The sequence below is a fragment of the Nonomuraea glycinis genome (assembly GCF_014646515.1).
GTDB lineage: Bacteria > Actinomycetota > Actinomycetes > Streptosporangiales > Streptosporangiaceae > Nonomuraea > Nonomuraea glycinis.
On the sequence record NZ_BMNK01000022.1, the window covers coordinates 1 to 25,595 of the forward strand.

Consider the following 25,595-nt stretch of genomic DNA (forward strand, 5'->3'; position numbering starts at 1 on the left):
CCGCCGGACAATCTTTCAGGTAGGGCCCCGACATGTGTCGGGGCCCTACCTGCATTTCTGGAGAGTTCCAGGAGGGTTCCACGTCTCACGGTGTGGGGCTTGCGGGAGGGGGTTTTCACGCCTGGAAGCGTGAGGACCCCTTTTTTTGTTGTTCAGGGAGCTGAGGCTATGGATCACGGTACGTCCCTGTCTCGCTACGATTCCGACAAATATCAACTGTCTGGGTGAAGTATGAGCGAATACTCTAGACGTCCTAATCATCGGGATGGCAGCCTTTCCGCATGCGCAAGATCCTGATCGCGGGCCTCTGTGGCGTCGCTCTTCCCTTGGTCGGCATGAGTGCGGTCGGCACCGCCAGTGCGGCAGAGACGGAAGGCGTGCGCGCCGCCGCCCCCACGTTCCAGTTGCCCTTCCCATGTAACGAAACCTGGGTGGGCAGCACGGGCAGTTCGGCCCACACCGGCTCTGAAATCGACTTCAACGGGTCAGCGACCGACGGAAACGCCGATGAAGGCAGGACCGTGGTGGCCGCTGCCGCCGGCAAGGTCGTGATGTCCGAATACCGCACCGCCGACGGTTTCGGCAACGTCGTCAAGATCCGTCATTCCGACGGCAGTGTCACCCTCTACGCTCATCTCAAGAAGCGCCATGTCTCCAACGGCGCCAACGTCAGCCAGGGCCAGAAGATCGGCGAGGTCGGCAAGACGTCGGCCAAGTACAAGATGGCCGCTCACCTGCACTACGAGCAGCGCACTTCCAGCGGGAAGATCGTTCGGGCCTCATTCAACGGCGCCACCTTCGGGTACCCGGGCCAGAAGATCAAGTCCAACAACTGCGGAAGCGGCGCGACCCCGCCCAAGAGCACCTCGACAGGATCCAAGCCCACGGGATCCAACCCGTACACCCCCGAGCAGATCTGCGGTTCGGGCTTCAAGCGCGTCGACTCCGCCGCCCTGGGCTCGCAGGGCAGCGTCTACCTGCTCTACTCCGCGGCAACCGGACAGAACTGCGTCACCACCGTGCGCAAGAGCGGCAGCGGCAAGGTCAGCGCCAACGCCTATCTTGAGGTCAAGGGCCAGAAGCGCGCCACCGACGCCGGCTCCTTCCAGTACTACGCCGGCCCGGTCAAGGCCAAGGCCCTGCGTACCTGCGTCAAGTGGGGCGGCGCCATCGGCTCGACCAAGTACGACAGCCTGTTCGAGCACTGCGACTGACCCGAGCACTGCGACTGACCCGATACCAGGACTGACCCGAGTACTGGACTGACCTGAGTACAGCAGGACCGGGATGCCGCACCCTGCCTCACCAGAGCGGCGGCGGTGGTGCGGCCCATCCCGAAAACGATTACAAGGCCGTCCCGAGGGCGGTGACGCGGCCCGTCCCGAATGGGCCGGTCCGTCCAGGCCGCGGTCAGGGCGGTGGAGATCGAGCCGGTGGGCAGTGCGCCGAGGCATTACGGCTGGGCGCCGGACGGGCGGTGTGTCCGGCGGCCCGGGGCACGCCTTCAGTTGGTTGGCTGTCCGGCAGCACGGGGCACGCTTGTTGCTAGCTGCCCGGCGGCCCGGGATGCTCCTTTTGGTGTCTGTCCGGTGATGGGTCGTTCGTCTTCGCCCAGAACTGTCGGCCCGATCCGCGAGACTGCCGTTCATGGTCAACACGCGGCGCTACGCCGGCCCTCGCGACCTTCGGGCGATGCAGGAGCTCACCAGCCGGATCTGGTCCCCGGAGTCCCGCTGGCATGTCGGGGATCTGGCTTGGGGGCGGTTCCAGCATGTGGGGCGCGAGCCTGAATGGCCGACCATGCTGTGGCACACCGGCGGGCGGACGCTGGCCTGGGGGTGGATCGAACTGCCGGGGCATCTGGAGCTGGCTGTCGATCCGGCCCGCCCGGAGCTGGTGGATGAGGTGCTGGGGTGGTTCGAGGAGACCGTACGGGATGCTGATCGCAGTGTCGTCGTCTCCAGCGCCGAGACACACCTGATCGAGGCGATCGAGCGGCGCGGTTACCTGAGGGCCGACGACGGGCCGTTCTTCGTGCAGCTGAATCGCGGGCTGAGTCGCGGCCTGGAGGCGCTGCCGGAGATCCGCCTGCCGGCCGGGTACGTCGCGCGACCTGTGGGCGACGAGGACGTGCCGGGCCGGGTGATGGCACATCGGGCTGCCTTCCACCCGTCACGGGTCAGTGTGGAGAGCTACAGAGCCGTACGGGACGCCTGGCCGTACCAGGGGGACCTGGACTGGTGCGTGGTGGCGCCGGACGGGAGCGTCGCGGCCTACTGTCTGCTCTGGCTGGACGACGCCGTCAAGGCGGTGGTGCTGGAGCCGGTGGGCACCGTGCCGGCGCATCGTGGCCGAGGGCTGGCCAGGGCGGCGTGTCTGGCGGGGCTGCGGGCCGCGCGGGAGAGGGGGGCGGAGGTGGCGGTGGTGGCGCCACGCGGCGACGACGCCTACCCCGGGCCGGGGCGGTTCTATCGCGGGCTCGGGTTTCGGGACAGGGCCCGGAGCCTGCAGTTTCACGCCAGGTCCGCAAGCGATGCGCGATTGTGACATGCGCGGAGGTGATTTGCGATCTGAATACGGGCAGTCCCCGGAGTTAGTGGCTGTTGGGAGGCGAGATGTGCGAGGGGTCAGAGAGGACGGTGACGGCGCGTCCCGCGAGCTGGACGCGGTCGCCGTCGAGTGTCACCCACGCCACGTCCCCCAGCGCCGACAACAGGTCGAAGTCGCTTCTTCCCGGCCGCGCAGAAGTGGGGCCGAGACTTTTGTGCGAGGCTTCGGCACCTGTGGCGAGAGTCACTTTCGCAGCCGGGAAATCTATTGTGATCATGCTGTCGAGGTCGCGATTCACGGTTCGGGCTCCGCCATGGTGCGGAATTCGACGGGCTCTGTCGCCGTGCATCGAATACAGGATGTGAGCGGTCGCCGCTGAGTCAGGAAGGCGTCTCGGACAGGCCTGGTTCCGGGGCCACGGACCGCGCCCACGCGTCGGCAATGGGATCTTCCAGCAGGCAGGACCGCTGCGGGATTACCCTTGAATGCCGGCCCGGTGAAGGCGTCCGCGATCAACGGGCGCATGAACCGCTGCTATACGGGCCCAGATATTGAGATGAAACCAGGACGCAAGCCGTACAAAATACAATTAGCGCTGGGCGTGTCGCAAGGCGAACACGGAATCGTCGGTTACCGTCCAATGTGTCGGGACGTGCCGATTGCGGTGAGTTCCTGAGGAAAGGACAAGCCGATGGGGGCAGTGCGTAAGGTAGCGGGCTACCTTGGCCTGAGCGGGATCGACCACTACGACGAGGGCTACGACGACGACGGGCAGTACGAAGAGGAGTACATGCCTGCGACCGAGAGGGCGGCTCGCAGGTGGCGCTCCAGCAGCGAATCGTCACGGATCGTGATGGTCCAGCCGCTGAAGTACAACGACGCACCGTTGATCGGCCAGTACTTCCGCGAGGGTCAGACCGTGATCATGGATGTGACGGGGATGGCGATGCCGGAGGCGACCAGGATGGTCGACTTCGCCGCGGGGCTGGCCTATGGGTGCGAGGGACGGATCGAGCGGATCGCCGACCGGGTGTTCCTGCTCGCCCCGGCGCACGTGGAGATCGAGACGAGCTAGGCCGCGCGCGGGCCGCGACGGATCAGCCGGGAGAGTTCGGCGGAGTCGTCGGCGGCCTGCTTGGCGCGGCCTTCGGCTTCGCGGGCGTAGGCGTGCAGCGCCCACACCGCGCCGTCGGCCAGCTCCTTCAGCTCGCTGATCTGGGCGGCCACATAGCGAGCGTCGGATTCGGCGGCCTTACGCCGCCGCCAGAGCCGCCAGCCGGCCAGGCCCAGCAGGGCCACTCCCGCCGCCGCGAGCAGCGTGGGGCCGAGCACCGCCCCTGCCAGACACGCCACACCTGCGACGGCCAGCAGCGCCACGTCCCACGGGGGGCGGCGTGGCGTGGTGCCGGCCAGGACGATCGAGGCCTCCGCGGCGGCCAGCGTGGTGGGGTCGGGGCCTTCCGGATGCAGCTCGATGGGGTGGCCGAGCAACGTCACGGTCACCGTGGCGGGTGGCTCCAGCCGGCAGTCGGCCTCCAGCTCCTCCGCGAAGCCGCGCAGTATCGGCCCGGCCACGTGCAGGGCGATGGCCGTCAAGTGCAGATCGGCGCCGGGGCGCAGGTCGTCGAGGAGATGCGAGCTGAGCGAGGCCAGCGGCCCCGGCGGGGTGCCCAGCCCGATCAGTGAGCGCAGCACCGCCAGCGGCTCGTCCTCGGCCCATGCCGTGGCCGGGCTGGCGGCGTCGTTGGTCAGGGTGGTGGCGGAGTTGTGCTCGGCCTGTCTCGTCGAGGTGATCTCCTCGCAGCGGGAGCGCAGCCTGGCCAGCCGGGCGGCCGCCTGGGCGGGCCGGCCCAGCTCGGGGATCTCCGCCATCTCGGGGAAGTCGGTGAGGGAGGCGGGCACCACGACCGACGGCTCGTCGGGCACCAGAGCCTGCACCCACTGCTGCGGGTCGGCGTGCTCCTGCACCGCCAGCGCGTCCAGCTTGCGCAGCACGAAGATCTTGCCGGCCGGGCCGTAGGCGCCCCTGGCCGCGGCGAGCCACAGGGAGCGCTGGCCGTGCGTGACCGGGTGGTCGAGGGACAGGTCGCCGAAGGCGGTGCCGAGCCAGGAGGCGTGGACGCGGCTGCCGTGCCCCGCCACGGCCAGCGCCAGGCAGAGGAAGAGCGCCGTGTGCTGCTGGTCACGGCCGGCCGCCTTGCTCAGCGGCTCCAGCGGGTCGTCACCGCCGAGGATCGCCACCAGCGCCTCCACGGCGGGCGGCAGCCAGTGACCGGGAATGTCGGCGAAGCCAGGCGCTGAGGGAGGCGCGGTGCCGTTGGCCGCCAGGTGCGACAGCAGTGCCTCCGCGTAGCGGCGAAGCTCCGCCGCTGCTTGGGGGCCAGCAGTCAGATCCGTGCTCAAGGCAGAGAACTCCCCCATGTCGGCCTCAGTTCATGACCGCGTAAAGCCTAACCCGGTGAGCGCGCCTTCGAGGCGGAGGCGCGCCCACGACGGAACGGGGGACTTCGCGCTAACCGCCCTGTTTACATGCGGGCGGGGACAGGGACGCCCAGAAGGTCGAGCCCCGACTCCAGCACCCGCAGCGTCAGCGCGCACAGCGCCAGCCGGTGCGCGCTGGTCTCGGCGTCGACGCCCTCCTTGACCACCGGGCACTGCTCGTAGAAGGTGCTGAACAGGCTGGCCGTCTCGAACAGGAACGCCGACAGCCGGTGCGGCTCGGAGTGGGCCGCGACCTGGCCGACGATCTCGCCGAAGCCCAGCAGGTGCAGCGCCAGGGCGCGCTCGGCGGGCTCGGCGGGCACGATGGACGCGGTGGCCTGCGCCGGCTCCATCCCGGCCTTGCGGAAGATCGAGCGGATCCGGGCGGTGGCGTACTGCATGTAGGGGCCGGTGTTGCCGTGGAACTCCAGCATGCGGTCGAAGTCGAAGACGTACTCGGTGTCGTGGCTGACCGACAGGTCGGCGTACTTCACCGCGCCCATGCCCACCGCGTGCGCGATCTCCTCGCGGGTGGCCTCGTCGTAGCCGCGGTCGGCCAGGCGCGCCGAGGCGCGGTCGACGGCCTCCTGCAGCAGGTCGCTCAGCTTCACCGACTCGCCGGAGCGGGTCTTGAACCTGCGGCCGTCCTTGCCGAGCATCATGCCGATCTGCACATGCTGGGCGTCGACGGTGTCGGGGAGCCAGCCGGCCAGCCGGCCAGCGGCGAACACCATGCGGAAGTGCAGCGCCTGGTCCGCGCCCACGACATAGAGGATGCGGTCGGCCTTGAGGTCGTGCACCCGGTAGCGGATGGCCGCCATGTCGGTGGAGGCGTAGCCGTAGCCGCCGTCGCTCTTCCTGATGATCAGGGGGAGCGGCTTGTCGTCGGAGCCGGTGAAGCCGGGCGGGAAGACGCAGAGCGCGCCGTCGCTGATGGCCGCCACCCCGGCGGCCTCCAGGTCCTGGCAGGTCTTCTCCAGCATCGGGTTGTACATGCTCTCGCCGGCGATGTCGGCGTCGGTGAGCGTCACGCCGAGCATGGCGTAGATCTTGTTGAAGTAGCGGACGGTGGCGTCCATGAAGACGTGCCAGAGCCGGATGGTCTCGGGGTCGCCCGACTGCAGCGTGGTCACCCGCACCCGGGCGCGGGTCTTGAACGTCTCGTCGGCCTCGAACTTGGCCCTGGCCGCCTGGTAGTACTCAGTCCCCATGCCGGCTTCGAGCTGCGCGACGGCGGCCTGCTCGCCGATGTCGAGCAGATGCTCGATGAGCATGCCGAACGGGGTGCCCCAGTCGCCCAGGTGGTTCTGCCTGACGACGTGGTTGCCGAGGCGCTCGTGCACCCGCGCCAGCGCGTCGCCGACGATCGTCGTGCGCAGGTGGCCGACGTGCATCTCCTTGGCCGCGTTGGGCGCGGAGTAGTCGATCACCACGGTCTGCGGCGGGGTGACGGCGGGCACGCCGAGGCGGGCGTCCTCGCGCATGCCCGTGGCCTCGCCGGCGATCCACGAGTCGTCGAGCGTGATGTTGAGGAAGCCGGGGCCGCTGACCTCCACCGTGCCGGGGAAGTCGGTCAGCGCGACCCGGATCGACTCGGCGACCTCCCGCGGGGACCGTCGCAGGCGCTTGGCCAGGCTCATCGCGACGTTCGCCTGGAAGTCGGCGAACTGGGAGGGCCGGATCAGCGGGTCTGCGTCGGCGTGCTCGGAGCCGAACGCGGACGCCAGCGCCTGCTGGACGCGCTCGGTGAGCACTATCTGCGGGTCGGTCATGGTCTAAGGGTACCGGCGAGCCTGACCGCGATGCTGATCGCCGCGGCCGCCACCACGGAGATGCCGACGGCGGTCAGACCGTCGGCCGGATCGCCGGTACGCAGTGCGAACAGATCCCGGACGAACGGCAGCGCCAGAGCCGCCGCGAACAGCGCGGCCATGGCGCCGACCAGGGCGATCCGCCACCGGTTGAGCGGCCTGGCGATCAGCACGAGCACCCACCAGGTGGTGAGGAAGAGCGCGAGCACCGCTGAGGTGCGGTCCTGCTCCAGGCTGCCGCTGCGGGCCGCCCCGTACGCCAGCAGCACGGCGACGGCGCAGATCACCCCGGCCGGTACGGCCAGCCGGAGCACCCGGGGCACGAACCCGGCGCGGGCCCGGTCCATCGCCGGCGCCAGCGCCAGGAACAGGGCGGGCAGGCCGATGGTCACCGCGTTCACCAGGGTCGAGTGCCGTGGCGTGAACGGGAACATCATGCCCAGCACGCCGGTCGCCAGCGACAGCACGATGGCGTAGAAGGTCTTGGTGAGGAACAGGCCGGAGACCCGTTCGATGTTGGTCAGCACCCTGCGGCCCTCGCCGACCAGGTGCGGCAGTGTGGCGAACCGGTCGTCGAGCAGCACCACCTGCGCGACGGCCTTGGTCGCCGGGCTGCCCGCGCCCATCGCGATGCCCAGGTCGGCGTCCTTCAGCGCGAGGACGTCGTTGACGCCGTCGCCGGTCATCGCCACGGTGTGGCCGCGCGCCTGGAGCGCGCCGACGAAGCGGCGTTTCTGCTGCGGGGTGACGCGGCCGAAGACGGTGTGCGAGTCGAGCAGCTCGGCGAGCCGGTCCGGGTCGTCGTCGGGCAGCGTGCGGGCGTCGAGGGCGCGGTCGGCGCCGGGGATCTTCAGGCCGGTGGCGATGGCCGACACGGCGGCGGTGCTGTCGCCGGAGATGACCTTGACGGTGACGCCCTGCGCGGCGAAGTAGCGCAGCGTCTCCTCGGCGTCGGGTCTGACCCGCTGTTCGAGCGTGATCAGCGCGGCGGGCGCGCAGTGCTCGGGCGCCGACAGGTCGCTGGTACGGCACAGCGCCAGCACCCGGGCACCGGTGGCGGACAGCTCGGCGGCCTGGTCGTAGCCGTCGGCGCCGGGGGCCAGCAGGATGTCGGGCGCGCCCAGCAGCCAGGTTCCGTGCGGCCCGAAGTCCGCGCCGCTCCATTTGCGGGCGGAGGAGAACGGCACGGTGTCGAGCGGCTGCCAGGGCGCGACGGGGTGGCTCGCCCGGATGGCCTTGGCGGTGCCGTTGGGCCGGGAGTCCGCGGCGGCCAGGGAGGCGAGCGCGTCCTCGACGGGCAGCCCGTCGCGCAGGTGCAGCACCCGGTCCAGCTTCATGCCGCCGGCGGTGAGCGTGCCGGTCTTGTCCAGGCAGAGGACGTCCACCCTGGCCAGGCCCTCGATCGCGGGGAGCTCCTGGACCAGGCAGCCGCGCCGGCCGAGTCGTACGACGCCGACGGCGAAGGCGATCGAGGTCATCAGCACCAGCCCCTCGGGGATCATGGTGACGATGCCGGCGACCGCGCCGGTGATGGCGGCGCCGAAGTCGGCCGCGTTGCGCAGCTGGCTGTAGATGAGCAGGGCGCCGATCGGGATGACCAGCCAGGTGATGTATTTGATGAACCTGGCCACGCCGTCGCGTAACTCCGAATGCGCCAGGTGGAACCGGCTCGCCTCCTCGGCCAGCCGTACGGCGTAGGCGTCGGCGCCGACGGCGGTGGCCCTGAACGCGCCGGTCCCGGCGACGGCGAAGCTGCCCGACAGGGCGCGGTCGCCGGGCCGCTTGTGCACCGGGTCGGCCTCGCCGGTCAGCAGCGACTCGTCGATCTCCAGCCCGTCGGACGCGACGACCTCGCCGTCGACCAGCAGGTGGTCTCCGGGGCCGAGCAGGATGAGGTCGCCGAGCACCACCTGGTGCGGCGGGATCTCCTGGTCCTGGCCATCGCGGCGGACGGTGACGGGGCTCTGGCCGACGACGGCCAGCCGGTCGAGGGTGCGCTTGGCGCGCAGCTCCTGGACGACGCCGATCAGCACGTTGGCGACCATGATGAGGCCGAACATGCCGTCCTGCCACGCGCCGAAGATCAGGATGAGCGCCCATAACAGGCCGATGACCAGGTTGAAGAGGGTGAAGACGTTCGCCCGGATGATCGCGCTCAGCGACCTGCTGGACCGGCGCGGCACGTCGTTGGTCTTAGCCTCCGCGACCTGCGCGGACGTCAGCCCATGCACGCATACCCCCCGATGTGCGGACGGGGACTCACCCTACCGGGGGTCAGCGCGACCTGTGAGGACGTTGGACCCGCTCGCCGATGCCGGCCACGAGGCCGGCCGTCGCCAGGTCGGCCGCGAGCCGGCAGGCGGCGCTGATGCCCTTGGCCTTGGACGAGCCGTGCGCGATCACCACGGTGCCGTTCAGGCCGAGCAGCACCGCACCGCCATGGGCCTCGGCGTCGAGGCGGCGGCTGAGCTCGCGCAAGCGGGTGCGCTGCATGAACGCGCCCAGCCGGGCCAGCGGGCTGCCGCCGATGGTCTGCCTGAGCTCGTCGAAGGCGTAGCGGACCGCGCCTTCCATGGTCTTGAGCGCCACGTTGCCGGTGAAGCCGTCGGTCGTGATCACATCCGCTTTGCCGGTCAGCAGGTCGTAGCCCTCGACGTTGCCGACGAAGTGCAGGCCGGGCGCGGCCTCGAGCAGCTCGTGCGCCCGCCTGACGACCTTGCTGCCCTTCTCCGCCTCGCTGCCGATGGTGAGCAGGCCGACCCTGGGCGCGTCGATGCCGTAGGCCAGCTCGGCGTAGGCGGCGCCCAGGTGCCCGAACTGCACCAGCACCTCGGGCTTGACCTCGGCGTTCGCGCCGGCGTCCAGGAGCAGGGTGGGGTGCGGCAGGGTGGGCAGGGCGACGGCGATGGCCGGTCGGAGCACGCCCTGCTGGGTCTTGAGCCGTAGTTTGCCGGTGGCCACGATGCCCGCGGTGGAGCCGGCCGACACCACCGCCGACACGTCGCCGCGGCGCAGCAGGTGGCAGGCGATCGCGATGCTGGAGCGGGGGCGGCGCAGGCTGGCCAGCGCGCCCTCGTCCATGGCCAGCGCCTCCTCGGCGCGCACGATGGGAATCTCATGGGTGGCGTCCAGCTCGGCGAGCGACTCGTAGAGCACCCGGGGCGAGCCGACGAGCACCACCCGCAGTCCACGCTCCCGCACGGCGTGCACGGCTCCCGCCACGATCTCGTGGGGCGCGTGGTCGCCGCCCATGGCGTCGAGCGCGATCGGCCTGCTGTCGGACAAATGGTCACCTCGTACGGCCAGCGATCCGGTTCGTGTCGCGTGGCCGGAGCGCGGTTGTGCCTGATGTCCGCATCGTAGGCACGGCCGATCCCAGGTTAACCGGTGGGCGGACCGTCAGGCGTCGCCGCTCAGGTTCCAGTCCGAGACGGTGCGGGCCACGATGACCTTGCTGAACGTGGCCTGGCCGACGACCCTGATCACCGGCCCGTCGCCGCCCGAGTCGCCGGAGACCTGGCGCTTGGCGAACAGCGCGCCCACCTCGTCGATCACCTGGGCGTCCGGCGGCACCCGGATGATCATTTTGGCGCAGAACGCGCTGACGGACACCGTGATCTCGCGCCCCGGCAGGACGGCCTGGGACAGGTCCACGACGAGGGCGCCGAAGGTGGCCGCCAGATGGGTGTGCCGGGAGGCGATCCAGCGCCCGCGCTTGATGACCTTGCTGAAGACGGTGTTGACGGTCTGCTTCTGCAGGGCGGCCGGGGCGCTCGTGCCGCCGGGCACCTGGGGCAGGTCGTGGGTCAGGGGGACGAGGTCGCCCATGGTCTTGGCCGTGTAGACGGCTTCGAGCCGATCGGCGTGCTCGACGGTGGTGAGTCGGCCGGTGGCGTAGGCCTCGCCGAGCAGGGTGGCCGCGTGGTCGCGGTCGGCGTCGGAGGCTCGCAGTACGGGATCGTCGGTCACGACGGCCAGTCTAAGACTAATCGCGATATGTCGCGACTTTTTAGGTAACGAAGCTCCCAAGAAATCTGGAGCTCACACGGAACCGTAGCCGTGGTGGGCCGCGTCCCGATATAAGAGCCCTAGACGCACGACGGGGGCATGAGGTTTACAGCAGATCGAACAAAAAAGATGGGAACGGCCTAGTGATCTTGAACCAAGCAGGAACGCGGCGCTTCCGGGCATACACGTCCAAGCATCTCGATGACCTCCTGCTGCGAGCTGGACTCGACGATGACCAGCGGCTGAAGGTGCGCGCCGTCGCGACGGTGCTGCCCTTCCGGACCAACGCCTACGTCGTCGACGAACTCATAGATTGGTCGGCCGCGCCCGACGACCCGATGTACCGCCTGGTCTTCCCGCAGGAGGACATGCTTCCCGCGGCCGACGTCGCCAGGCTGGCCGACCTTCTGAAGGCCGAGGCGCCCAACGCCGAGATCCAGGCCGAGGCCAACCGGGTGCGAGCCCAGCTCAACCCGCACCCCGCCGGCCAGAAGGAGCTCAACGTCCCACGCATCGGCGACGAGCCGGTGCCAGGACTTCAGCACAAATATCCAGAGACAGTGCTCATCTTCCCCAAGCAGGGGCAGACCTGTCACGCCTACTGCACCTACTGCTTCCGCTGGGCGCAGTTCGTCGGCGACGCCGATCTGAAGTTCGCCTCCGACGATGTTGACCAGATGGTGGACTACATCCGCCGGCATCCGGAGGTCACCAGCGTCCTGATCACCGGCGGCGACGCCATGATCATGGGCGAGTCGGTGATCAGGCGTTACCTGGGGCCGCTGCTCGAGCTGGAGCAGCTGGAGTCCATCAGGATCGGCACCAAGGCGCTGGCCTACTGGCCGCAGCGCTTCGTCACCGATCCCGACGCGGACGCCACGCTCGGCCTGTTCGAGGAGGTCGTACGGGCGGGCAAGAACCTCGCGTTCATGGCCCACTATTCGCACCCGCGCGAGCTGGAGTCACCGCTGGTGGAGTCGGCGGTCCGGCGCATTCTCGACAGCGGGGCGACGATCAGGACCCAGGCGCCGCTCATCAGGTCCATCAATGACGATCCCGCAGTGTGGTCGGCCATGTGGCGCCGGCAGCACGCGATGGGGATGATCCCCTATTACATGTTCGTCGAGCGCGACACCGGTCCGCAGGACTACTTCGCGGTGCCGCTCGCCCGAGCGTACGAGATCTTCAGGGATGCCTACGCGAGTGTGTCCGGGCTCTGCCGGACCGTGCGGGGGCCGTCCATGTCCTCGACGCCCGGCAAGGTGTGCGTCGATGGCGTCACCGAGATCGACGGTCAGCGGTATTTCGTGCTCCACCTGATCCAGTCGCGTGATCCCGCGCTGGTGGGGCGGCCGTTCTTCGCCCACTACGATCCGTCGGCGGTCTGGCTGACGGACCTGCGGCCGGCGTTCGCCGACCGTTTCCCGTTCGAGGCCTCCACCGAGGACGCCCTCCTGCCGGTCTGAGCGGTCAAGCGCGTCTACCGCAACCGGAAAATTTGCGCCCCCGGCCCGCGACATTTGTTTGTCGACGCTTGTTCACGGGCCGTGTGGGCGCCCTTCCATGTCGTGGGAGACGTCCACTGAATAACCGAAATAGCCTCCTGCTATTTCCCGACTTGTCCTCCCGTTCATTACCCTTACGCCGCTACGTAACTTGCCCACAAAGCCCGTGTCACGCTGGCTTTTAGCGGCCGACGCGAGTCTTCCGATGGTGATAGAACTGCGTCAGTAGCTCAGCCGGGACGGCGCGCTTCGTGTGGTGCCCATAGCGCGTACGCCACGGCATTCGGGGGTTATCGATTCGCATTTCCACTGCATTCGAGCGCGATCGATCACGAGCCGGGAAGGCAATCATGAAACGTGTAATCAAGACGGCGGTGGCCGTCACATCATTCGGGCTGGCGGCGGCGGCTCTGGCCGCGCCGGTCCACGCCGAGGTCAACGACCACGGCGTCAAGCAAGCGCCCAGTGACGACCCCTTCGGCGGCCTGCTCGGCGGGGACGCCGCCGGAGGCGCGGGGAACCTGCTCAGCCAGCTCACGGGTGCGGGGGTGCTCGGCGGCCTGCTCGGCGGCGCCCTGCCGCTCGGCGGCCAGGTGGACGCGGAGGACCAGACCGAGCACATGGGGAGCCCCAACTCCTACGAGGACATCACCCCTCACTCGCGGCCGCGGCCCGAGCTCGGCCCCAAGGTCGCCGGCCTGCCGCTGACCGGTGGGCTGCTGGGCAACCTGCCCGCGCTCGGCGGTGTGGTGCCCGGCGGTGTGGTGCCCGGCGGCGCCGCCCGCATGGCGGGGCCCGGCGGTGTCAGGCAGGTCCAGAGCTTCCAGGTCAAGGCCGCCGAGGAGCAGACGCTGCGCGGCGCCTTCGCCTCGGTGGCCGACCTGGTGGAGGGCTCGCTGGGCGGCGCGATGGCCAAGCTGACCAGCGCCAACCTGCTGCCTGACGCCACCGACACCACCACCAGGACGATGAACGGCGCCACCCAGGGCGCCGGCACCCTGTCGATGGAGAGCTCGGTGGTCGGCCTGGCCGAGGCGGCCAAGAACGCGCTGCCCTCGACCCGCAGCGGCGAGCTGGCGCCGGCGATCGGACGGGTGGTGCCGGCCGAGCTGACGCCGCTCGTCGAGACGCTCCCGGCCGCCACGCAGCTCGCCGTCATCGACGAGATCTCCCCTCTCATCGACGACGCCTCCACGGTCGTCGCCGCCAACGGGACCAAGGCCGCCGGGATCTACGCCGACGCGATCACCTCGCTGGGCTGGACCACGGCCGCACTGACCAGTCACGTGGGTCGCTGACCCCCTGTCGCACAACGTGCTGAACGCCGGCCGACCGGCGGCGATGCGGAGGTCCGTGAGCGTCAGAGGTGCCGACGTCTCATGGACCGCCGCACCGCGGCAAGGTGGCGTTCACGCGCGGCGGGTGCCCTTCGACGGCGCGTCTCACGCGCCAGGGAACACCGTCGCACCGAACGCGTCCCGCCTTCGAAGCCCCCTGAGATGCCAGGGCGTCGAAGCCTGACGCGTACGGGTCAAGAGCCCTCGCGCCAGCGAGCGAGCTCACCCTCAAGCCGGGCCGCCAAGCCCGGCAGGCTCGTGTGGTGCCGCTCCTTGCAGGGCAGCGGCACCGCCGAGCCCCAGCCGCCGGCCCAGACAGGGCCGGCGGCTCTTCTCTGTCCCGTCATGGCAGCCGAACCCCCGTGCGGCGAGCGATCTGGGCCTGCAGCCGCGCCATCTGCCAGTGCAGATCGAGCAGCTGCTCAGCCAGCTGCGTCCGCGGGATCTCGGACACGTCCTCGGTGTCCAGGTGGTCGATCGCGGCCGAAAGCTCGCCCATCGCGTCCCCCACTCCATCGCCGTTCCCATGCTCGAACCGACGTTCGAATCCTATCGGACACAGGTTGGCGATGTCAGTCTCTTACGCCACGCATGGCTCAGTTTTCGCACACAGCAGCGAATGGAGTGGCGGCGCGCAGGACCGCGGGGGGCTAGCCCTTGGTGTAGGCGGCGAGGACCTCTTTGGGGTCGCCGTCCATCTTGATCTTCCCCTTGTGCAGCCAGATCACCCGGTTGCACGTCTGCTCGATCACCTTCAGGTCGTGGGCGACCAGGAAGACGGTGCCGGCGGACTCGCGGATCTGGCGGATGCGCTGCTCGCTCTTCTTGCGGAACTCGCGGTCGCCCGTCGCCAGCGCCTCGTCGATGAGGAGCACGTCGTGGGTCTTGGCCGAGGAGATCGCGAAGCGCAGGCGGGCGCCCATGCCGGAGGAGTAGGTCGACATCGGCAGCTGGACGAACTCATCGATGCCGGAGAAGTCGACGATCTCCTGGTATTTCTCCCGGACCTCGGCCGGCGTCATGCCCATCGCGTAACAGCCGAGGACGATGTTGCGCTCGCCGGTGAGCTCGCGCATGAGCGCGGCGTTGACGCCGAGCAGGGAGGGCTGCCCGTCGGTGTAGACGGCGCCCTCGTGCGGCGGCAGCAGGCCGGCGATGGCGCGCAGCAGCGTGGACTTGCCCGAGCCGTTGCGCCCCACGACGCCGATCGCGTCGCCGTGATAGGCCACGAAGGAGACGCCCTTGACGGCGTGCACCTCTTTCATCTGCGGCCTGCCCTGGCGCTTGAGAATGCGCGTGAGGGCGTTGACCGCGTTGCCCTTCTCGTTCTCCGACGCCGCGCCGTAGACGCGGTAGACGATGTGCAGGTCGTCGACGATGACGGTCGGCGTACCGGTGGGTGCGTCCAAGGGGCCCTTCGCCGGAGGCTCCGGGTTGGGATGCACCCTGACGTCCTTGCCGCGGACGGCGGGCTCCTCACCCTTCACCTGTGACAGCTCCTTGGTCAGTTCAGCCACGCCCGTACCTCTCCTCGGCCCGCCAGAAGTACCAGAAGCCGAAGCCGAGTGCGAACACTGCCCAGAATACGCAAGGCGCCCACACCATCGCCGGGGGGATGTGCTTGTAGATGAGAATATCCCGCATCCACTCGATGTACGCGGCGGCGGGGTTGAGATACATGGCGGTGGCGACCCACTGCGGAAGCTCCGCGCTGCCGACCACCTTGTCCTGGATGGAGAAGAAGACACCGGAGGCGTAGAGCCAGGTGCGGGTGATGAACGGGAGCAACTGGTTGAGGTCCCGCATCGAGGCGCCCATGCGGGCCATGACCAGCCCGGCGCCGATGTTGAACATCGTCTGCAACACGAGCACGACCGGGATCATCAGCCAGTACCAGGTCGGCACCTCGCCGGTGATCAGCACGATCAGCACCAGCACGCCCATGGAGATGGCGAGCTGCTGCAGCTCCTGGATGGTGTAGGCGAGCGGCAGCGCCGCGCGTGGGAAGTGCAGGGCGCGGATCAGCGACAGGTTGCCGGAGATGGACTTGGCGCCGGCGGTGAAGCTGCGCTGCGTGTAGGTGAAGACGAAGATGCCGGTGAGCAGGAAGGCCGGGTAGTTCACGACGCCGTCCCGGCCGCCCAGGACGATGCCGAACATCACGTAGTAGATGGCGGCGTTCAGCAGCGGGGTCAGCACCTGCCAGAGCTGACCGAGCGCGGAGCTGGAGTATTTCGAGACGTTGCGCGAGGTGGCGTACGTCAGGATGAAGTGTCGCCGCTCTACGAGCTGGCGCAGATAGACATGGAACCTCGGCCGCGCGATGGCGCGGCGAAGACCGTATCTCTGGGCGAGCTTGGCCAGCGGCTCCTGCGCGCTTCGGCCGCCCGCCTGGGCGTCCGCGACTGCGGATTCCGGCTGGCTCATGGCAAGGACTCTATTGGATCGGGGTGGTTGAGGTGCCTGCCGCAGGGGACTGCGGCGACAGTTGGACGGACGCTGACGATGCCCGGTTCCAAGGCACCGTCAAGACTCGCTCAACCGTAGCTCAGCGGGCCCGGCCACGGCGGCAACGGCGCGAGCACCGGCTGGTAAGAGGTAATTTTCATCGTGCGTTCACGTCCTGGCCTATGCCCGTCTGGCCGATTCATTCGGTTTGAGGCCGTTTGGCGGGTATGGGTGTGACGCTGCAAAGGCGCACGTGTGACCGAACTGCAACGCGCCAGAGACTCGCTGGTGGCAAGTAGTAAGGGATAGTCGCGATCGACTGGCAGGGCGTCAGCTGGTTTGACCAGGTCAGCCAAATCCGGGTGGATCACAAGGAACCTCCCGTCAGGCTGCTCACGATCAACGCAGCTCAGGGCTTACGTCCACTTGGTTAGAGGGAGGATTTTTTACCATGCGTGTTACTAGAGGCGCACGGATTGTCGCCGGTACCGCGCTGCTCGCCCTCGCGGTCGCCGCGTGTGGCGGCGGTGCCACCCAGTCTGGCGACTCCGCGGCGGGTGGCGGCGACACGCCGGTCCGCATGGAGTTGGGCGAGCCGCAGAACCTGCTGGTCCCCTCCAACACCACCGAGTCCGAGGGTGCGGAGGTACTCGCCGCGGTCTTCGAGCCCCTGGTGAACTACAACGAGAACAAGGAGGCGGTCGAGGCCGCCGCCGAGTCGATCACCAGTGATGACAACGTCACCTGGACGATCAAGCTCAAGCCGGGTTACACCTGGCACAACGGTGAGCCGCTGATCGCGCAGAACTATGTCGACGCGTGGAACTACGCCGCCAACCAGGACAACGCCCAGGGTGCCGGCTACTTCTTCGGCCGCGTCGAGGGCTATGCCGACCTCAACCCCGGTGAGGGCAAGGAAGTCACGACCAAGGAGATGTCGGGTCTCAAGGCCGTCGACGACACCACCTTCACCGTCAAGCTGGCGGCCCCGTTCTCCCAGTTCAAGGTGATGCTCGGTTACACCGCGTTCTACCCGCTGCCCAAGGCCGCCTTCGGCGACGACGGCAAGGTCACCGCGGCGTTCGGCGAGCAGCCCATCGGCCAGGGTCTGTTCAAGCTCGACAAGCCCTACAAGAAGGGCACCGACCAGACGGTCGACATGACGGTGTACGACAAGTACCCCGGCACGAAGCCGAAGGGCTGGACCAAGCTCCAGTTCAAGCTCTACAACAGCTCCGAGACGGCCTACAACGACCTCCAGGCCGACAACGTGGACATCCACGACGCGCTGCCCGCCTCGGCGATCGCCAGCGCGAAGACGGCCCTTGGCGACCGCTACCAGGACCAGCCGGACGCCGGCGTCGGCTACATCGGCTTCCCCCTGCAGTACAACGACGAGTACAAGGACATCAAGGTCCGCGAGGCCATCTCGATGGCCATCGACAGGAAGACCATCGCCGAGACGGTCTTCTCCGGCACCCGTGCACCCGCCGACGACTTCATCAACCCGGCCATCGCGGGCTACCGTCAGGGCGCCTGCGCGGCCTGCACCTACGACCCGGGCAAGGCCAAGGAGCAGTACGCCGCGGCCAAGGGCCCGGCGAAGCTGGAGCTCGGCTACAACGCCGACGGTGGCCACAAGGAGTGGATCGAGGCCGTCGCCAACAACCTGCGCGCCAACCTCGGTGTGGACGTGACGGTCAAGCCGTTCGAGAAGTTCGCCAACATCCTCGACGACCTGGACGCCAAGAAGTACAAGGGCATGTTCCGCATGGGCTGGGCGATCGACTACCCGTCGGCGGAGAACTACCTGTCGCCGATCTTCTCCACCGGCGCGATCAAGACCGGCTCCAACTACGCCGGTTACTCCAACAAGGAGTTCGACGACCTGGTGGCCAAGGGTGACCAGGCCGCGACCGCCGAAGAGGGCCTGAAGCTCTACCAGCAGGCCGACGATGTCCTGATCAAGGACCTCCCGTACGTTCCGGTGTACTTCTACCGGAACAACTCCGGCTACTCGAACAAGGTTAAGAACGTCAAGATCAACCTGCTCAACCAGGTTGAATGGGCCGAGGTCGAGAAGGCCTGACTTTCGTTTTCGGGGGGCGGCTGCGCTGGCGGCTCGCCCCCTGAGAGCCCGCTTCGAAGGCAGTCGTCTGGACCTGTGCTAACCCTGGATCCCAGGCACTGCCTTCTGGCATGTACGGGAGACTTGTATGGGCCGATACATCATCAGGCGCCTCATTCAGGCGATACCAGTCCTGCTGGGCGCCACCCTGTTCATCTTCGCGATTGTCTTCGCGCTTCCCGGTGACCCCGTAGAGGCGCTGGCCGGCGAGAAGCGGCTGGACCCGAACATCGTCGCGATCATTCGCGACCAATACCATCTCAACGACCCGCTGCTGCTGCAGTACTGGTACTACATCAGCGGCGTCTTCCTGCACGGCGACTTCGGGAAGACCTTCGCTGGCGTCTCCGTCAGCCAGCTGATGGCAGGCAAGATCCAGGTAACGCTGAACCTGGCGCTGGTTGCGCTGGTCATGGAGGCCGTCATCGGCGTCGTGCTGGGCCTGTGGGCGGCGCTGCGCCGTGGCAGGGCCACCGACACCGCGATCCTCGCCTCGACGCTGCTGCTGATCTCCGTCCCGACGCTGGTCACCGGGTTCGTCCTGCAGCTGTGGCTGGGCGTCTGGCTCAAGCAGACCGTGGGCTTCGAGGTCTTTCCGATCGCGGGCGCCACACAGGGGCTGAAATCGTACCTGCTGCCAGGGTTCGTGCTGGCCGGGACGTCGATCGCGTATCTCACCCGGCTCACCAGAACGAGCCTGGTGGAGACCCTGAGATCGGACTACATCCGCACCGCCACGGCCAAGGGCCTGTCCAGACGGAGAGTCGTCGGCAGGCACGGGTTGCGCAACGCGCTGATCCCGATGGTCACCTATCTGGGAGCAGACCTCGGCGCCCTCATGGGCGGCGCGGTGATCACCGAGACGATCTTCAACCTGCCGGGCATCGGCCTGCAGCTCTATCAGGGCGTTTACCTGCGCGAGCAGCCGATCGTCGTCGGTATCGTGACCATCCTGGTATTGGTGTACATCGTGGCGAACCTGGTTGTCGACATGTTGTACGCAGTGCTCGACCCGAGGATCCGCTATGAGTGACATGCCACAGGCCGGACCTGTGCCCCAGGACACCCAGACGCTGACGACGGACGAGAAGGCCACGGCGAGTCCGCCGCCGGCCGGGGGCCGCAAGAAGGCGGCCCGCTCGGCGAGCCTGTGGAGCGACGCGTGGTACGACCTGCGCCGCAGGCCGATGTTCATCTTCTCGCTGATCCTCATCGCCATTCTGCTGGTCATGTCGTTCTGGCCCTCGCTGTTCACCTCCATCAACCCGTTCGACGCGCGCACCTGCGAGCTGTCCACCGCCCGGCAGGGGCCGAGCTCCGGCCACCCGTTCGGCCGCGACAGCCTCGGCTGTGACGTGTTCGCCAGGACCATCTACGGCGCCAAGAACTCGATCATCATCGGTGTCACCACCACGGTCATCACCGCGCTGGTGGGCGGGCTGCTCGGCCTCATCGCGGGCGCCAGGGGCGGCCTCACCGACACGATCACCTCCCGGGTCACCGAGGTCTTCTTCGCCATCCCGTCGATCCTGGGCGCGCTGCTCATCACGGCGACGTTCCGGGACGCGAGCCTGGGCATCTGGCTCGTGGTGATCGCGCTGTCGATCCTGGCCTGGCCGATGACGTTCCGCATCATGCGGGCCGCCGTCCTCACGGCCAGAGGCCAGGACTTCGTGCTGGCCGCACGGGCGCTGGGCGCGAGCCAGGCCCGGGTCATGTTCAAGCACCTGCTGCCGAACGCGGTCGCTCCGGTGATCGTCGTGGCCACCATCAACCTGGGCGGGTTCATCGCGGCCGAGGCCGCGCTGTCCTTCCTGGGGGTCGGCGTCCAGTCGCCCGACATCTCGTGGGGCCTGATGATCGCCGACGCCCGCAACCGGTTCCTGGAGGCTCCGCTGCCGCTGGTCTTCCCCGCGGTGTTCCTGAGCGTCACCGTGCTCGCGTTCATCATGCTGGGCGACGCCGTACGCGACGCGCTCGATCCGAAGCTCAGGTAGGAGGGGGGTTCAAGTGAGCAAGACATCGCTGGACGAGTTGCCCGCCGAGGGAGGGCGAGGCAACGGTCCGCTGCTCGACGTCGACAACCTGCACGTGGAGTTCGCCACCCGCGCGGGCGTCGTACGGGCCGTCAACGGGGTGAGTTACTCGCTCAACCCCGGCGAGACGGTCGCCGTGCTCGGCGAGTCCGGCTCGGGCAAGTCCGTGACGGCTCAGGCCATCATGGGCATCCTCGACGTGCCGCCCGCGCGCATCCCCCAGGGGGAGGTCCGCTTCCACGGCACCGACCTGCTCAAGCTGTCGGAGGAGGCGCGCACCCAGGTGCGTGGCCAGCGCATCGCGATGATCTTCCAGGACGCGCTTTCCGCGCTCAACCCGGTCTTCACCGTGGGCTGGCAGATCAGCGAGATGTTCCGGGTGCACCGCGGCATGTCCAAGCGCGACGGCATGAAGAAGGCCGTCGAGCTGATGGACAAGGTGCGCATCCCGGCCGCCAAGCAGCGCGTCAACGACTATCCGCACCAGTTCTCCGGGGGCATGCGGCAGCGCATCATGATCGCCATGGCGATCGCACTGGACCCCGAGGTGCTGATCGCGGACGAGCCGACCACCGCGCTCGACGTGACGGTCCAGGCGCAGATCATGGAGCTGCTCGCGGAGCTGCAGCGCGAGAGCAACATGGGCATGATCCTGATCACGCACGACCTCGGCGTCGTCGCCGACGTCGCCGACAAGATCGCGGTCATGTACGCCGGGCGCATCGTGGAGAACGCCTCCGTGCACGACATCTACAAGGCGCCCGCCCACCCGTACACGAAGGGCCTGCTGGAGTCGATCCCCAGGGTCGACCTCAAGGGCCACGAGCTGTACGCCATCAAGGGCCTGCCGCCGAACCTGCTCGACATGCCGACCGGCTGCGCCTTCCATCCCCGGTGCCCCTACCGGCAGGACGACTGCGTGACCGACGCCCCCCCGCTCTACGAGATCGGCGGCACCCGTAACAGCGCCTGCCACTACTGGAGGGAGGTCCTCGATGGCGACCAAGGGTGAGCGCATCCTCGAGGTTCGCGATCTGGTCAAGCACTTTCCGCTGACCCAGGGCATCGTGATGAAGAGGCAGATCGGCGCCATCAAGGCCGTGGACGGGGTCTCCTTCGACCTCGACCGGGGCGAGACGCTGGGCATCGTGGGCGAGTCGGGCTGCGGCAAGTCCACGCTGGCCAAGGTGCTCATGGCGCTGGAGCGGCCGACCTCCGGCTCGGTGATGATCAACGGCAAGGACATCGCCAAGGCCAGGGGCGCCGAGCTCAAGCGGATGCGCCGCAACATCCAGATGGTGATGCAGGATCCGTACACCTCGCTGAACCCGCGGATGACCGTCGGCGACATCATCGGGGAGCCGTACGACATCCACACCGAGGTCGCGCCGAAGGGCGACCGCGCCCGCAAGGTGCAGGAGCTGCTGGAGGTCGTGGGCCTCAACCCGGACCACATCAACCGCTACCCGCACCAGTTCTCCGGCGGTCAGCGGCAGCGCATCGGCATCGCCCGTGGGCTGGCGCTCCAGCCGGAGGTCATCGTCTGCGACGAGCCGGTCTCCGCGCTCGACGTGTCGATCCAGGCGCAGGTCATCAACCTGCTGGAGCGGCTGCAGAACGAGTTCAACCTGGCGTACATCTTCATCGCCCACGACCTGTCGGTGGTACGCCACATCTCCGACAGGGTCGCGGTGATGTATCTCGGCAAGGTCGTCGAGATCGGCAACGATGTCGACATCTACGACAAGCCGGCGCACCCGTACGCCCAGGCCCTGCTGTCGGCGGTGCCGGTCCCGGACCCCGAGGGCCGGGAGCAGCGCGAGCGGATCATCCTGCAGGGTGACCCGCCCTCGCCGGCCAACCCGCCGTCGGGCTGCCGCTTCCGCACCCGTTGCTGGAAGGCGCAGGAGATCTGCGCGACGGAGGAGCCGTTGCTGCAGATCAGGCCGGGCACCACGCACGAGAGCGCGTGCCACTTCGCCGAGACGCACGACGTGGTGCACGTCAACTAGTCGAGGCGGCCGAGGCCCTCCACAGGATCGCTGTGGAGGGCCTCGGTGTCTCGTCAGGTCAGGTCCCGGCAGCGCCGCCGCTGCCGCCCGACCACGCGCGCGGACATCCCCGCCGCCAGCAGCACCATGCCCACCACCACCGCCATCCGCGAGGCGGGCGGCTCGGCGGGCGGGCCGTCCCCGAAGTGGGCTCGTGGCGGGGGCGCCGCCCCGGCCGCGCCGGAGCCGCCGCCGGGCAGCGGGGGCGTCACGGCCAGCCGGCCCGCCTCGCGCAGGGCCAGCACCGCGTTCGCCACCCCGTGCCCGTAGGAGCTGTCGTAGCCGCCGGGCGGCCGTTGCCTGGTGCCGCGCTCGATGGCCCGGCGGACCTGGAAGGGCGACAGGTCCGGATGGGCCGACCTGATCAGCGCGGCGATACCCGCGACCATGGCGGCCGCGGAGCTTGTGCCGTCGCCGACCACGTAGTCGCCGAAGGCGCTCGCGGTGACGATGCCCGTCCCGGGCGCCACGACCGACAGGTAGTCCCGCCGGTTGGAGAAGCGGGCCGGCCGGAGCCGGCTGTCGACGGCGCCGACGGCGATCACCCCCGGGTAGGCGGCGGGGAAGGTCTTCCTGTTGGTCGTGTCGCCGTCGTTGCCGGAGGAGGCCACGAGGACGACACCGCGGGCGATGGCGTACTGCACGGCCTCCTCCTCGGCGGCCGCGCCCTCCCACGCGCCGCTGCCCCCGCCCAGCGACATACTGATCACGTCCGCGCCGTGGTCGACCGCGTAGCGGATGCCCCTGGCCAGCGCGTGCCGCCCGCCCGAGCGCAGCAGCTCGCGCCGGGGGTCGGCGCTCTCCAGCGTGACCCTGACCGACAGTACGCGGGCCGCGGGAGCCACGCCGATCACGCCGAGGCCCGGGCCATGGCCGCGGCCGGCGATCAGGCTGGCCATGGCCGTGCCGTGGTGCCCCCACATGCCGCCGGTCCGCGCGGCGCCGGTCAGGTCGGGGCCCTGCACCACGACGCCGCCGAGATCCGGATGGGCGCGGACACCGGTGTCGAGCACGGCCACCAGCACCCCCTCGCCTCTGCTGGTCCGCCACGCCTCGGGCAGCCGCAGCAGGGAGAGCTGCCACTGCCTGGCCCGCGCCATGGCCCCCACGTCGTCGTCGCGGGTCGTGTCCTGCGCGGGCACGGTCGCCGCCACGCCACCGGCTGGCAGCGCTGTCACACAGCCCAGCAGCAGCAGGGGCAGCAGCGGCAGCAGGCAGGTCCGCGGCAGACGCCGCCACCACCTCGTCCAGGTCCGCGGCCGGCGCCACCGCCACCTCATCCGGTCAGACCTCGGTGCAGCTCGAAGGCGAGCTGCCTGGCGATGCCGCGCAGCCGGCTGTCGGCCCGGTCACCCGGCCGGTACGGCCTGCCGTCGGCGTGCCCGGCGGCCGTGGCCACCAGGTAGCGCTCGTGCGAGCCGATCACGACCCCGGTGACGTACTGGAGCTCGCCGAAGCGCTCGGCGGGCCCGCCGGGGAAGGCCACCGGCCGCACCGTGGGCGGGCGGGAGACGCCGGACACCGCCGGCTCGCCGAACCCGGTCAGCACGGCGATGCCGACCGTGGCCACGAACGTGGACGTGCTGTCGGCGTACGTCGCGCGCAGCGCGGTGACGCACGCCGGCCGCGCGGGGAGCGCGCCGGGGTGGAAGGCCGACCGGCAGGGCGCCTCGGGCGCGACGCCGGTCAGCAGGTAGGTGACCCGGGCCCCGGAGGGGCTGATGCCGGGCACGGCAGCCGGGAAGACCCGGGTGACCGGCCACGAGCGCCAGCGGTCGGGGACGGGCGGTCCGGTGGCTGGCCAGACCGCGAACATGATGGAGAGCAGGACAACACAGACATGATGCACGGCGACCTCGAACGGAGGGAGGGGGCGCCCGAACTGCCGTGCATTCTGACACGCGATCGATGATTCATTCCGACGGTTCGGTAAACAGTCCGATACGCCGTGTAATTACCGTTCTGTGGCTTTCGTATCAACCAGAGGGGGAAAGCCGGACATGTGCACCCGGGGGGAGGCCCAGCCGCTGAGCCGCGTCACCGCTGTTCACGGCGAAGGCGATCAGCCCCGCCGAGTCGGCGAACGCCACCAGGTCACCCGGCGGCACCGCGGTGTAGGACTCGCGGTAGGGCATCGACAGGCGCCGCCTGCCCAGCATCACCCCGAGCGTGTCGCCCACCCGCAGGCCCAGCGCCTCCAGGTCGCCCGCCGAGATCGACAACTGGGTGTTGCCGTAACGATCGACCGAGACGACCTCGCCCTCCACCGCGCCCTCGCGCAGCACCGAGGTCGGCTCCGGCAACGACACCAGCCGCTCCAGCGGCACCGCCGGGCCCAGGTCGGCCGGGTCGAGGCCGCCGCACAGCCGCCCCGCGACCGGGGCGTACACGTCCCGGCCGTGGAAGGTGGGCGAGACCGGCCGCAGGAAGTGCCGCTCGTCGCTGATTTCGTACGCCGCCCGCGCGCCGCCTGCGGCGTGGATCGCCCACGACAGCAGCCCGTTGTCCGGGCCGACGAACACCCGATCGGCCACCGCCACGGCCACCGCGCGCCGCACCCCGCCCGCGCCGGGATCGACCGCGCCGATGTGCACACCGCTGGGTAGGTAGGGGATCGTCTGCGCGAGAATCGCCGCGCCGCGCCGTACATCGCCGGAAGGAACGAGGTGGCACACGTCGATCACCCGGGCCGACGGCGCGATCGTGGCGATCACCCCGTGGCAGGCGGCGACGTAGCCGTCCTCGAGCCCGTAATCGGTGAGAAGCGTGATGACAGAGGTCACACCTGGTGACTGTACGTCTCCCGATACGCCGAGAACAGCCGCACCACGCACATTACGATGGCGACGGGCCACGTGCGCCGCCAAGCTCGCGTGCCCCTTCCCTGAGGAGGAGATTATGGACACTGCGCCGGCCGGCGGTGACAGTGCTGCCCCGGGACCCGATCGTCAGCCCCTCACGGACCGCGAGCTCGAACTCCTCGCCTTCGAACGCCACTGGTGGCGCTACGCGGGCGCCAAGGAGCAGGCCATCAAGGAGACCTTCGGCTTCTCCACCACCCGCTACTACCAGTTGCTCGGCGAATTGATCGACAGGCCGGAGGCGCTGGAGCAGGACCCGATGCTGGTCAAGCGCCTGCGCAGGCTCCGCGCCGGCCGCCAGCGCGAGCGTGCGGCCAGGCGCTTCGGCATGCGTCCCTGACCCGCTGGGTAGGGCAGCCGCGTGATGAACATCCCTGGT

At 69.1% G+C, this 25,595-nt stretch carries 23 protein-coding genes; 11 read left to right on the forward strand and 12 right to left on the reverse strand.

The genetic code is table 11. The features are described 5' to 3' along the window. The first annotated feature begins 281 nt into the window (after window positions 1-281). The 3 genes from IEY87_RS40200 to IEY87_RS40210 all read left to right on the forward strand — a co-directional run bounded on the left by IEY87_RS40200 (window position 282) and on the right by IEY87_RS40210 (window position 3,625). Entirely contained in the window at window positions 282-1,214 is a 933-nt protein-coding gene (locus IEY87_RS40200; protein ID WP_189144128.1) for a M23 family metallopeptidase, read from the forward strand. Between the two features lie 433 nt (window positions 1,215-1,647). Then, window positions 1,648-2,547 carry a GNAT family N-acetyltransferase gene (locus tag IEY87_RS40205; RefSeq protein ID WP_189144129.1) on the forward strand — a complete coding sequence of 300 codons (900 nt, stop codon included), beginning with the start codon at window positions 1,648-1,650 and terminating at the stop codon, window positions 2,545-2,547. Window positions 2,548-3,241: 694 nt separating this feature from the next. Continuing rightward, window positions 3,242-3,625, forward strand: coding sequence for a cell division protein SepF (locus IEY87_RS40210; RefSeq protein WP_189144130.1), 384 nt, complete (start codon window positions 3,242-3,244; stop codon window positions 3,623-3,625). Here IEY87_RS40210 and IEY87_RS40215 read toward each other — a convergent pair. The 5 genes from IEY87_RS40215 to IEY87_RS40235 all read right to left on the reverse strand — a co-directional run bounded on the left by IEY87_RS40215 (window position 3,622) and on the right by IEY87_RS40235 (window position 10,811). Next, window positions 3,622-4,953 carry a hypothetical protein gene (locus IEY87_RS40215; RefSeq protein WP_225278146.1) on the reverse strand — a complete coding sequence of 444 codons (1,332 nt, stop codon included), beginning with the start codon at window positions 4,951-4,953 and terminating at the stop codon, window positions 3,622-3,624. The two genes, IEY87_RS40210 and IEY87_RS40215, sit on opposite strands and share 4 nt — an antisense overlap. 122 nt (window positions 4,954-5,075) lie before the next feature. Beyond that, window positions 5,076-6,803 (reverse strand): arginine--tRNA ligase, encoded by a 1,728-nt coding sequence (gene argS, locus IEY87_RS40220; RefSeq protein ID WP_189144132.1) that lies wholly within the window; start codon window positions 6,801-6,803, stop codon window positions 5,076-5,078. Next, entirely contained in the window at window positions 6,800-9,073 is a 2,274-nt protein-coding gene (locus IEY87_RS40225) for an HAD-IC family P-type ATPase (RefSeq protein WP_189144133.1), read from the reverse strand. The genes argS and IEY87_RS40225 overlap by 4 nt, the downstream gene beginning before the upstream one ends. 43 nt (window positions 9,074-9,116) lie before the next feature. Then, entirely contained in the window at window positions 9,117-10,127 is a 1,011-nt protein-coding gene (gene plsX / locus IEY87_RS40230) for a phosphate acyltransferase PlsX (RefSeq protein WP_263653229.1), read from the reverse strand. 114 nt (window positions 10,128-10,241) lie between these two features. Continuing rightward, entirely contained in the window at window positions 10,242-10,811 is a 570-nt protein-coding gene (locus IEY87_RS40235) for a DUF1707 SHOCT-like domain-containing protein (RefSeq protein WP_225278145.1), read from the reverse strand. A 182-nt stretch (window positions 10,812-10,993) separates the two neighbouring features. Between IEY87_RS40235 and IEY87_RS40240 the strand changes: the two genes are divergently transcribed. Next, window positions 10,994-12,316 carry a KamA family radical SAM protein gene (locus IEY87_RS40240; protein WP_189144134.1) on the forward strand — a complete coding sequence of 441 codons (1,323 nt, stop codon included), beginning with the start codon at window positions 10,994-10,996 and terminating at the stop codon, window positions 12,314-12,316. 389 nt (window positions 12,317-12,705) lie between these two features. Further along, complete coding sequence (locus tag IEY87_RS40245) at window positions 12,706-13,653, forward strand: hypothetical protein (protein ID WP_189144135.1); 948 nt, start codon at window positions 12,706-12,708, stop codon at window positions 13,651-13,653. A 233-nt stretch (window positions 13,654-13,886) separates the two neighbouring features. On the opposite strand, the gene IEY87_RS40250 is transcribed toward IEY87_RS40245, so the two are convergent. From IEY87_RS40250 to IEY87_RS40265, 4 genes are all read right to left on the reverse strand, one after another. Then, window positions 13,887-14,039, reverse strand: coding sequence for a hypothetical protein (locus tag IEY87_RS40250; protein ID WP_189144136.1), 153 nt, complete (start codon window positions 14,037-14,039; stop codon window positions 13,887-13,889). After that, complete coding sequence (locus tag IEY87_RS40255; protein ID WP_189144137.1) at window positions 14,036-14,191, reverse strand: hypothetical protein; 156 nt, start codon at window positions 14,189-14,191, stop codon at window positions 14,036-14,038. The genes IEY87_RS40250 and IEY87_RS40255 overlap by 4 nt, the downstream gene beginning before the upstream one ends. Before the next feature lie 151 nt (window positions 14,192-14,342). After that, the gene (locus IEY87_RS40260; protein ID WP_189144138.1) at window positions 14,343-15,209 is read right to left on the reverse strand and encodes an ABC transporter ATP-binding protein; all 867 of its coding nucleotides are present in this window, start codon (window positions 15,207-15,209) and stop codon (window positions 14,343-14,345) included. Continuing rightward, window positions 15,202-16,119 carry an ABC transporter permease gene (locus IEY87_RS40265; protein WP_189144139.1) on the reverse strand — a complete coding sequence of 306 codons (918 nt, stop codon included), beginning with the start codon at window positions 16,117-16,119 and terminating at the stop codon, window positions 15,202-15,204. Before IEY87_RS40265 ends, IEY87_RS40260 begins: the two co-directional genes overlap by 8 nt. A gap of 472 nt (window positions 16,120-16,591) precedes the next feature. Here IEY87_RS40265 and IEY87_RS40270 point away from each other — a divergent pair, with 472 nt between their 5' ends. The 5 genes from IEY87_RS40270 (at window position 16,592) to IEY87_RS40290 (ending at window position 22,316) form a co-directional block, all read left to right on the forward strand. Then, on the forward strand, window positions 16,592-18,229 hold the full coding sequence (locus IEY87_RS40270; protein ID WP_189144140.1) for a peptide ABC transporter substrate-binding protein: 1,638 nt from the start codon (window positions 16,592-16,594) through the stop codon (window positions 18,227-18,229). A 127-nt stretch (window positions 18,230-18,356) separates the two neighbouring features. Then, window positions 18,357-19,301: an ABC transporter permease gene (locus IEY87_RS40275; protein ID WP_189144141.1), complete on the forward strand. Its 945-nt coding sequence runs from the start codon at window positions 18,357-18,359 to the stop codon at window positions 19,299-19,301. Next, window positions 19,294-20,265: an ABC transporter permease gene (locus IEY87_RS40280; protein WP_189144142.1), complete on the forward strand. Its 972-nt coding sequence runs from the start codon at window positions 19,294-19,296 to the stop codon at window positions 20,263-20,265. The genes IEY87_RS40275 and IEY87_RS40280 overlap by 8 nt, the downstream gene beginning before the upstream one ends. A gap of 13 nt (window positions 20,266-20,278) precedes the next feature. After that, a complete protein-coding gene (locus IEY87_RS40285; RefSeq protein WP_189144143.1) occupies window positions 20,279-21,316 on the forward strand; it encodes an ABC transporter ATP-binding protein in 1,038 nt (345 codons plus the stop codon). Further along, on the forward strand, window positions 21,300-22,316 hold the full coding sequence (locus tag IEY87_RS40290; RefSeq protein ID WP_189144144.1) for an ABC transporter ATP-binding protein: 1,017 nt from the start codon (window positions 21,300-21,302) through the stop codon (window positions 22,314-22,316). Before IEY87_RS40285 ends, IEY87_RS40290 begins: the two co-directional genes overlap by 17 nt. A 53-nt stretch (window positions 22,317-22,369) precedes the next feature. On the opposite strand, the gene IEY87_RS40295 is transcribed toward IEY87_RS40290, so the two are convergent. The 3 genes from IEY87_RS40295 to IEY87_RS40305 form a co-directional block, all read right to left on the reverse strand. Continuing rightward, complete coding sequence (locus IEY87_RS40295) at window positions 22,370-23,635, reverse strand: S8 family serine peptidase (protein WP_189144145.1); 1,266 nt, start codon at window positions 23,633-23,635, stop codon at window positions 22,370-22,372. Then, complete coding sequence (locus tag IEY87_RS40300) at window positions 23,632-24,171, reverse strand: hypothetical protein (protein ID WP_189144146.1); 540 nt, start codon at window positions 24,169-24,171, stop codon at window positions 23,632-23,634. The genes IEY87_RS40295 and IEY87_RS40300 overlap by 4 nt, the downstream gene beginning before the upstream one ends. 160 nt (window positions 24,172-24,331) lie before the next feature. After that, a complete protein-coding gene (locus tag IEY87_RS40305) occupies window positions 24,332-25,138 on the reverse strand; it encodes an SAM hydrolase/SAM-dependent halogenase family protein (protein WP_189144147.1) in 807 nt (268 codons plus the stop codon). A gap of 115 nt (window positions 25,139-25,253) precedes the next feature. Between IEY87_RS40305 and IEY87_RS40310 the strand changes: the two genes are divergently transcribed. Then, on the forward strand, window positions 25,254-25,556 hold the full coding sequence (locus tag IEY87_RS40310; RefSeq protein WP_189144148.1) for a DUF3263 domain-containing protein: 303 nt from the start codon (window positions 25,254-25,256) through the stop codon (window positions 25,554-25,556). Window positions 25,557-25,595 lie beyond the last annotated feature (39 nt).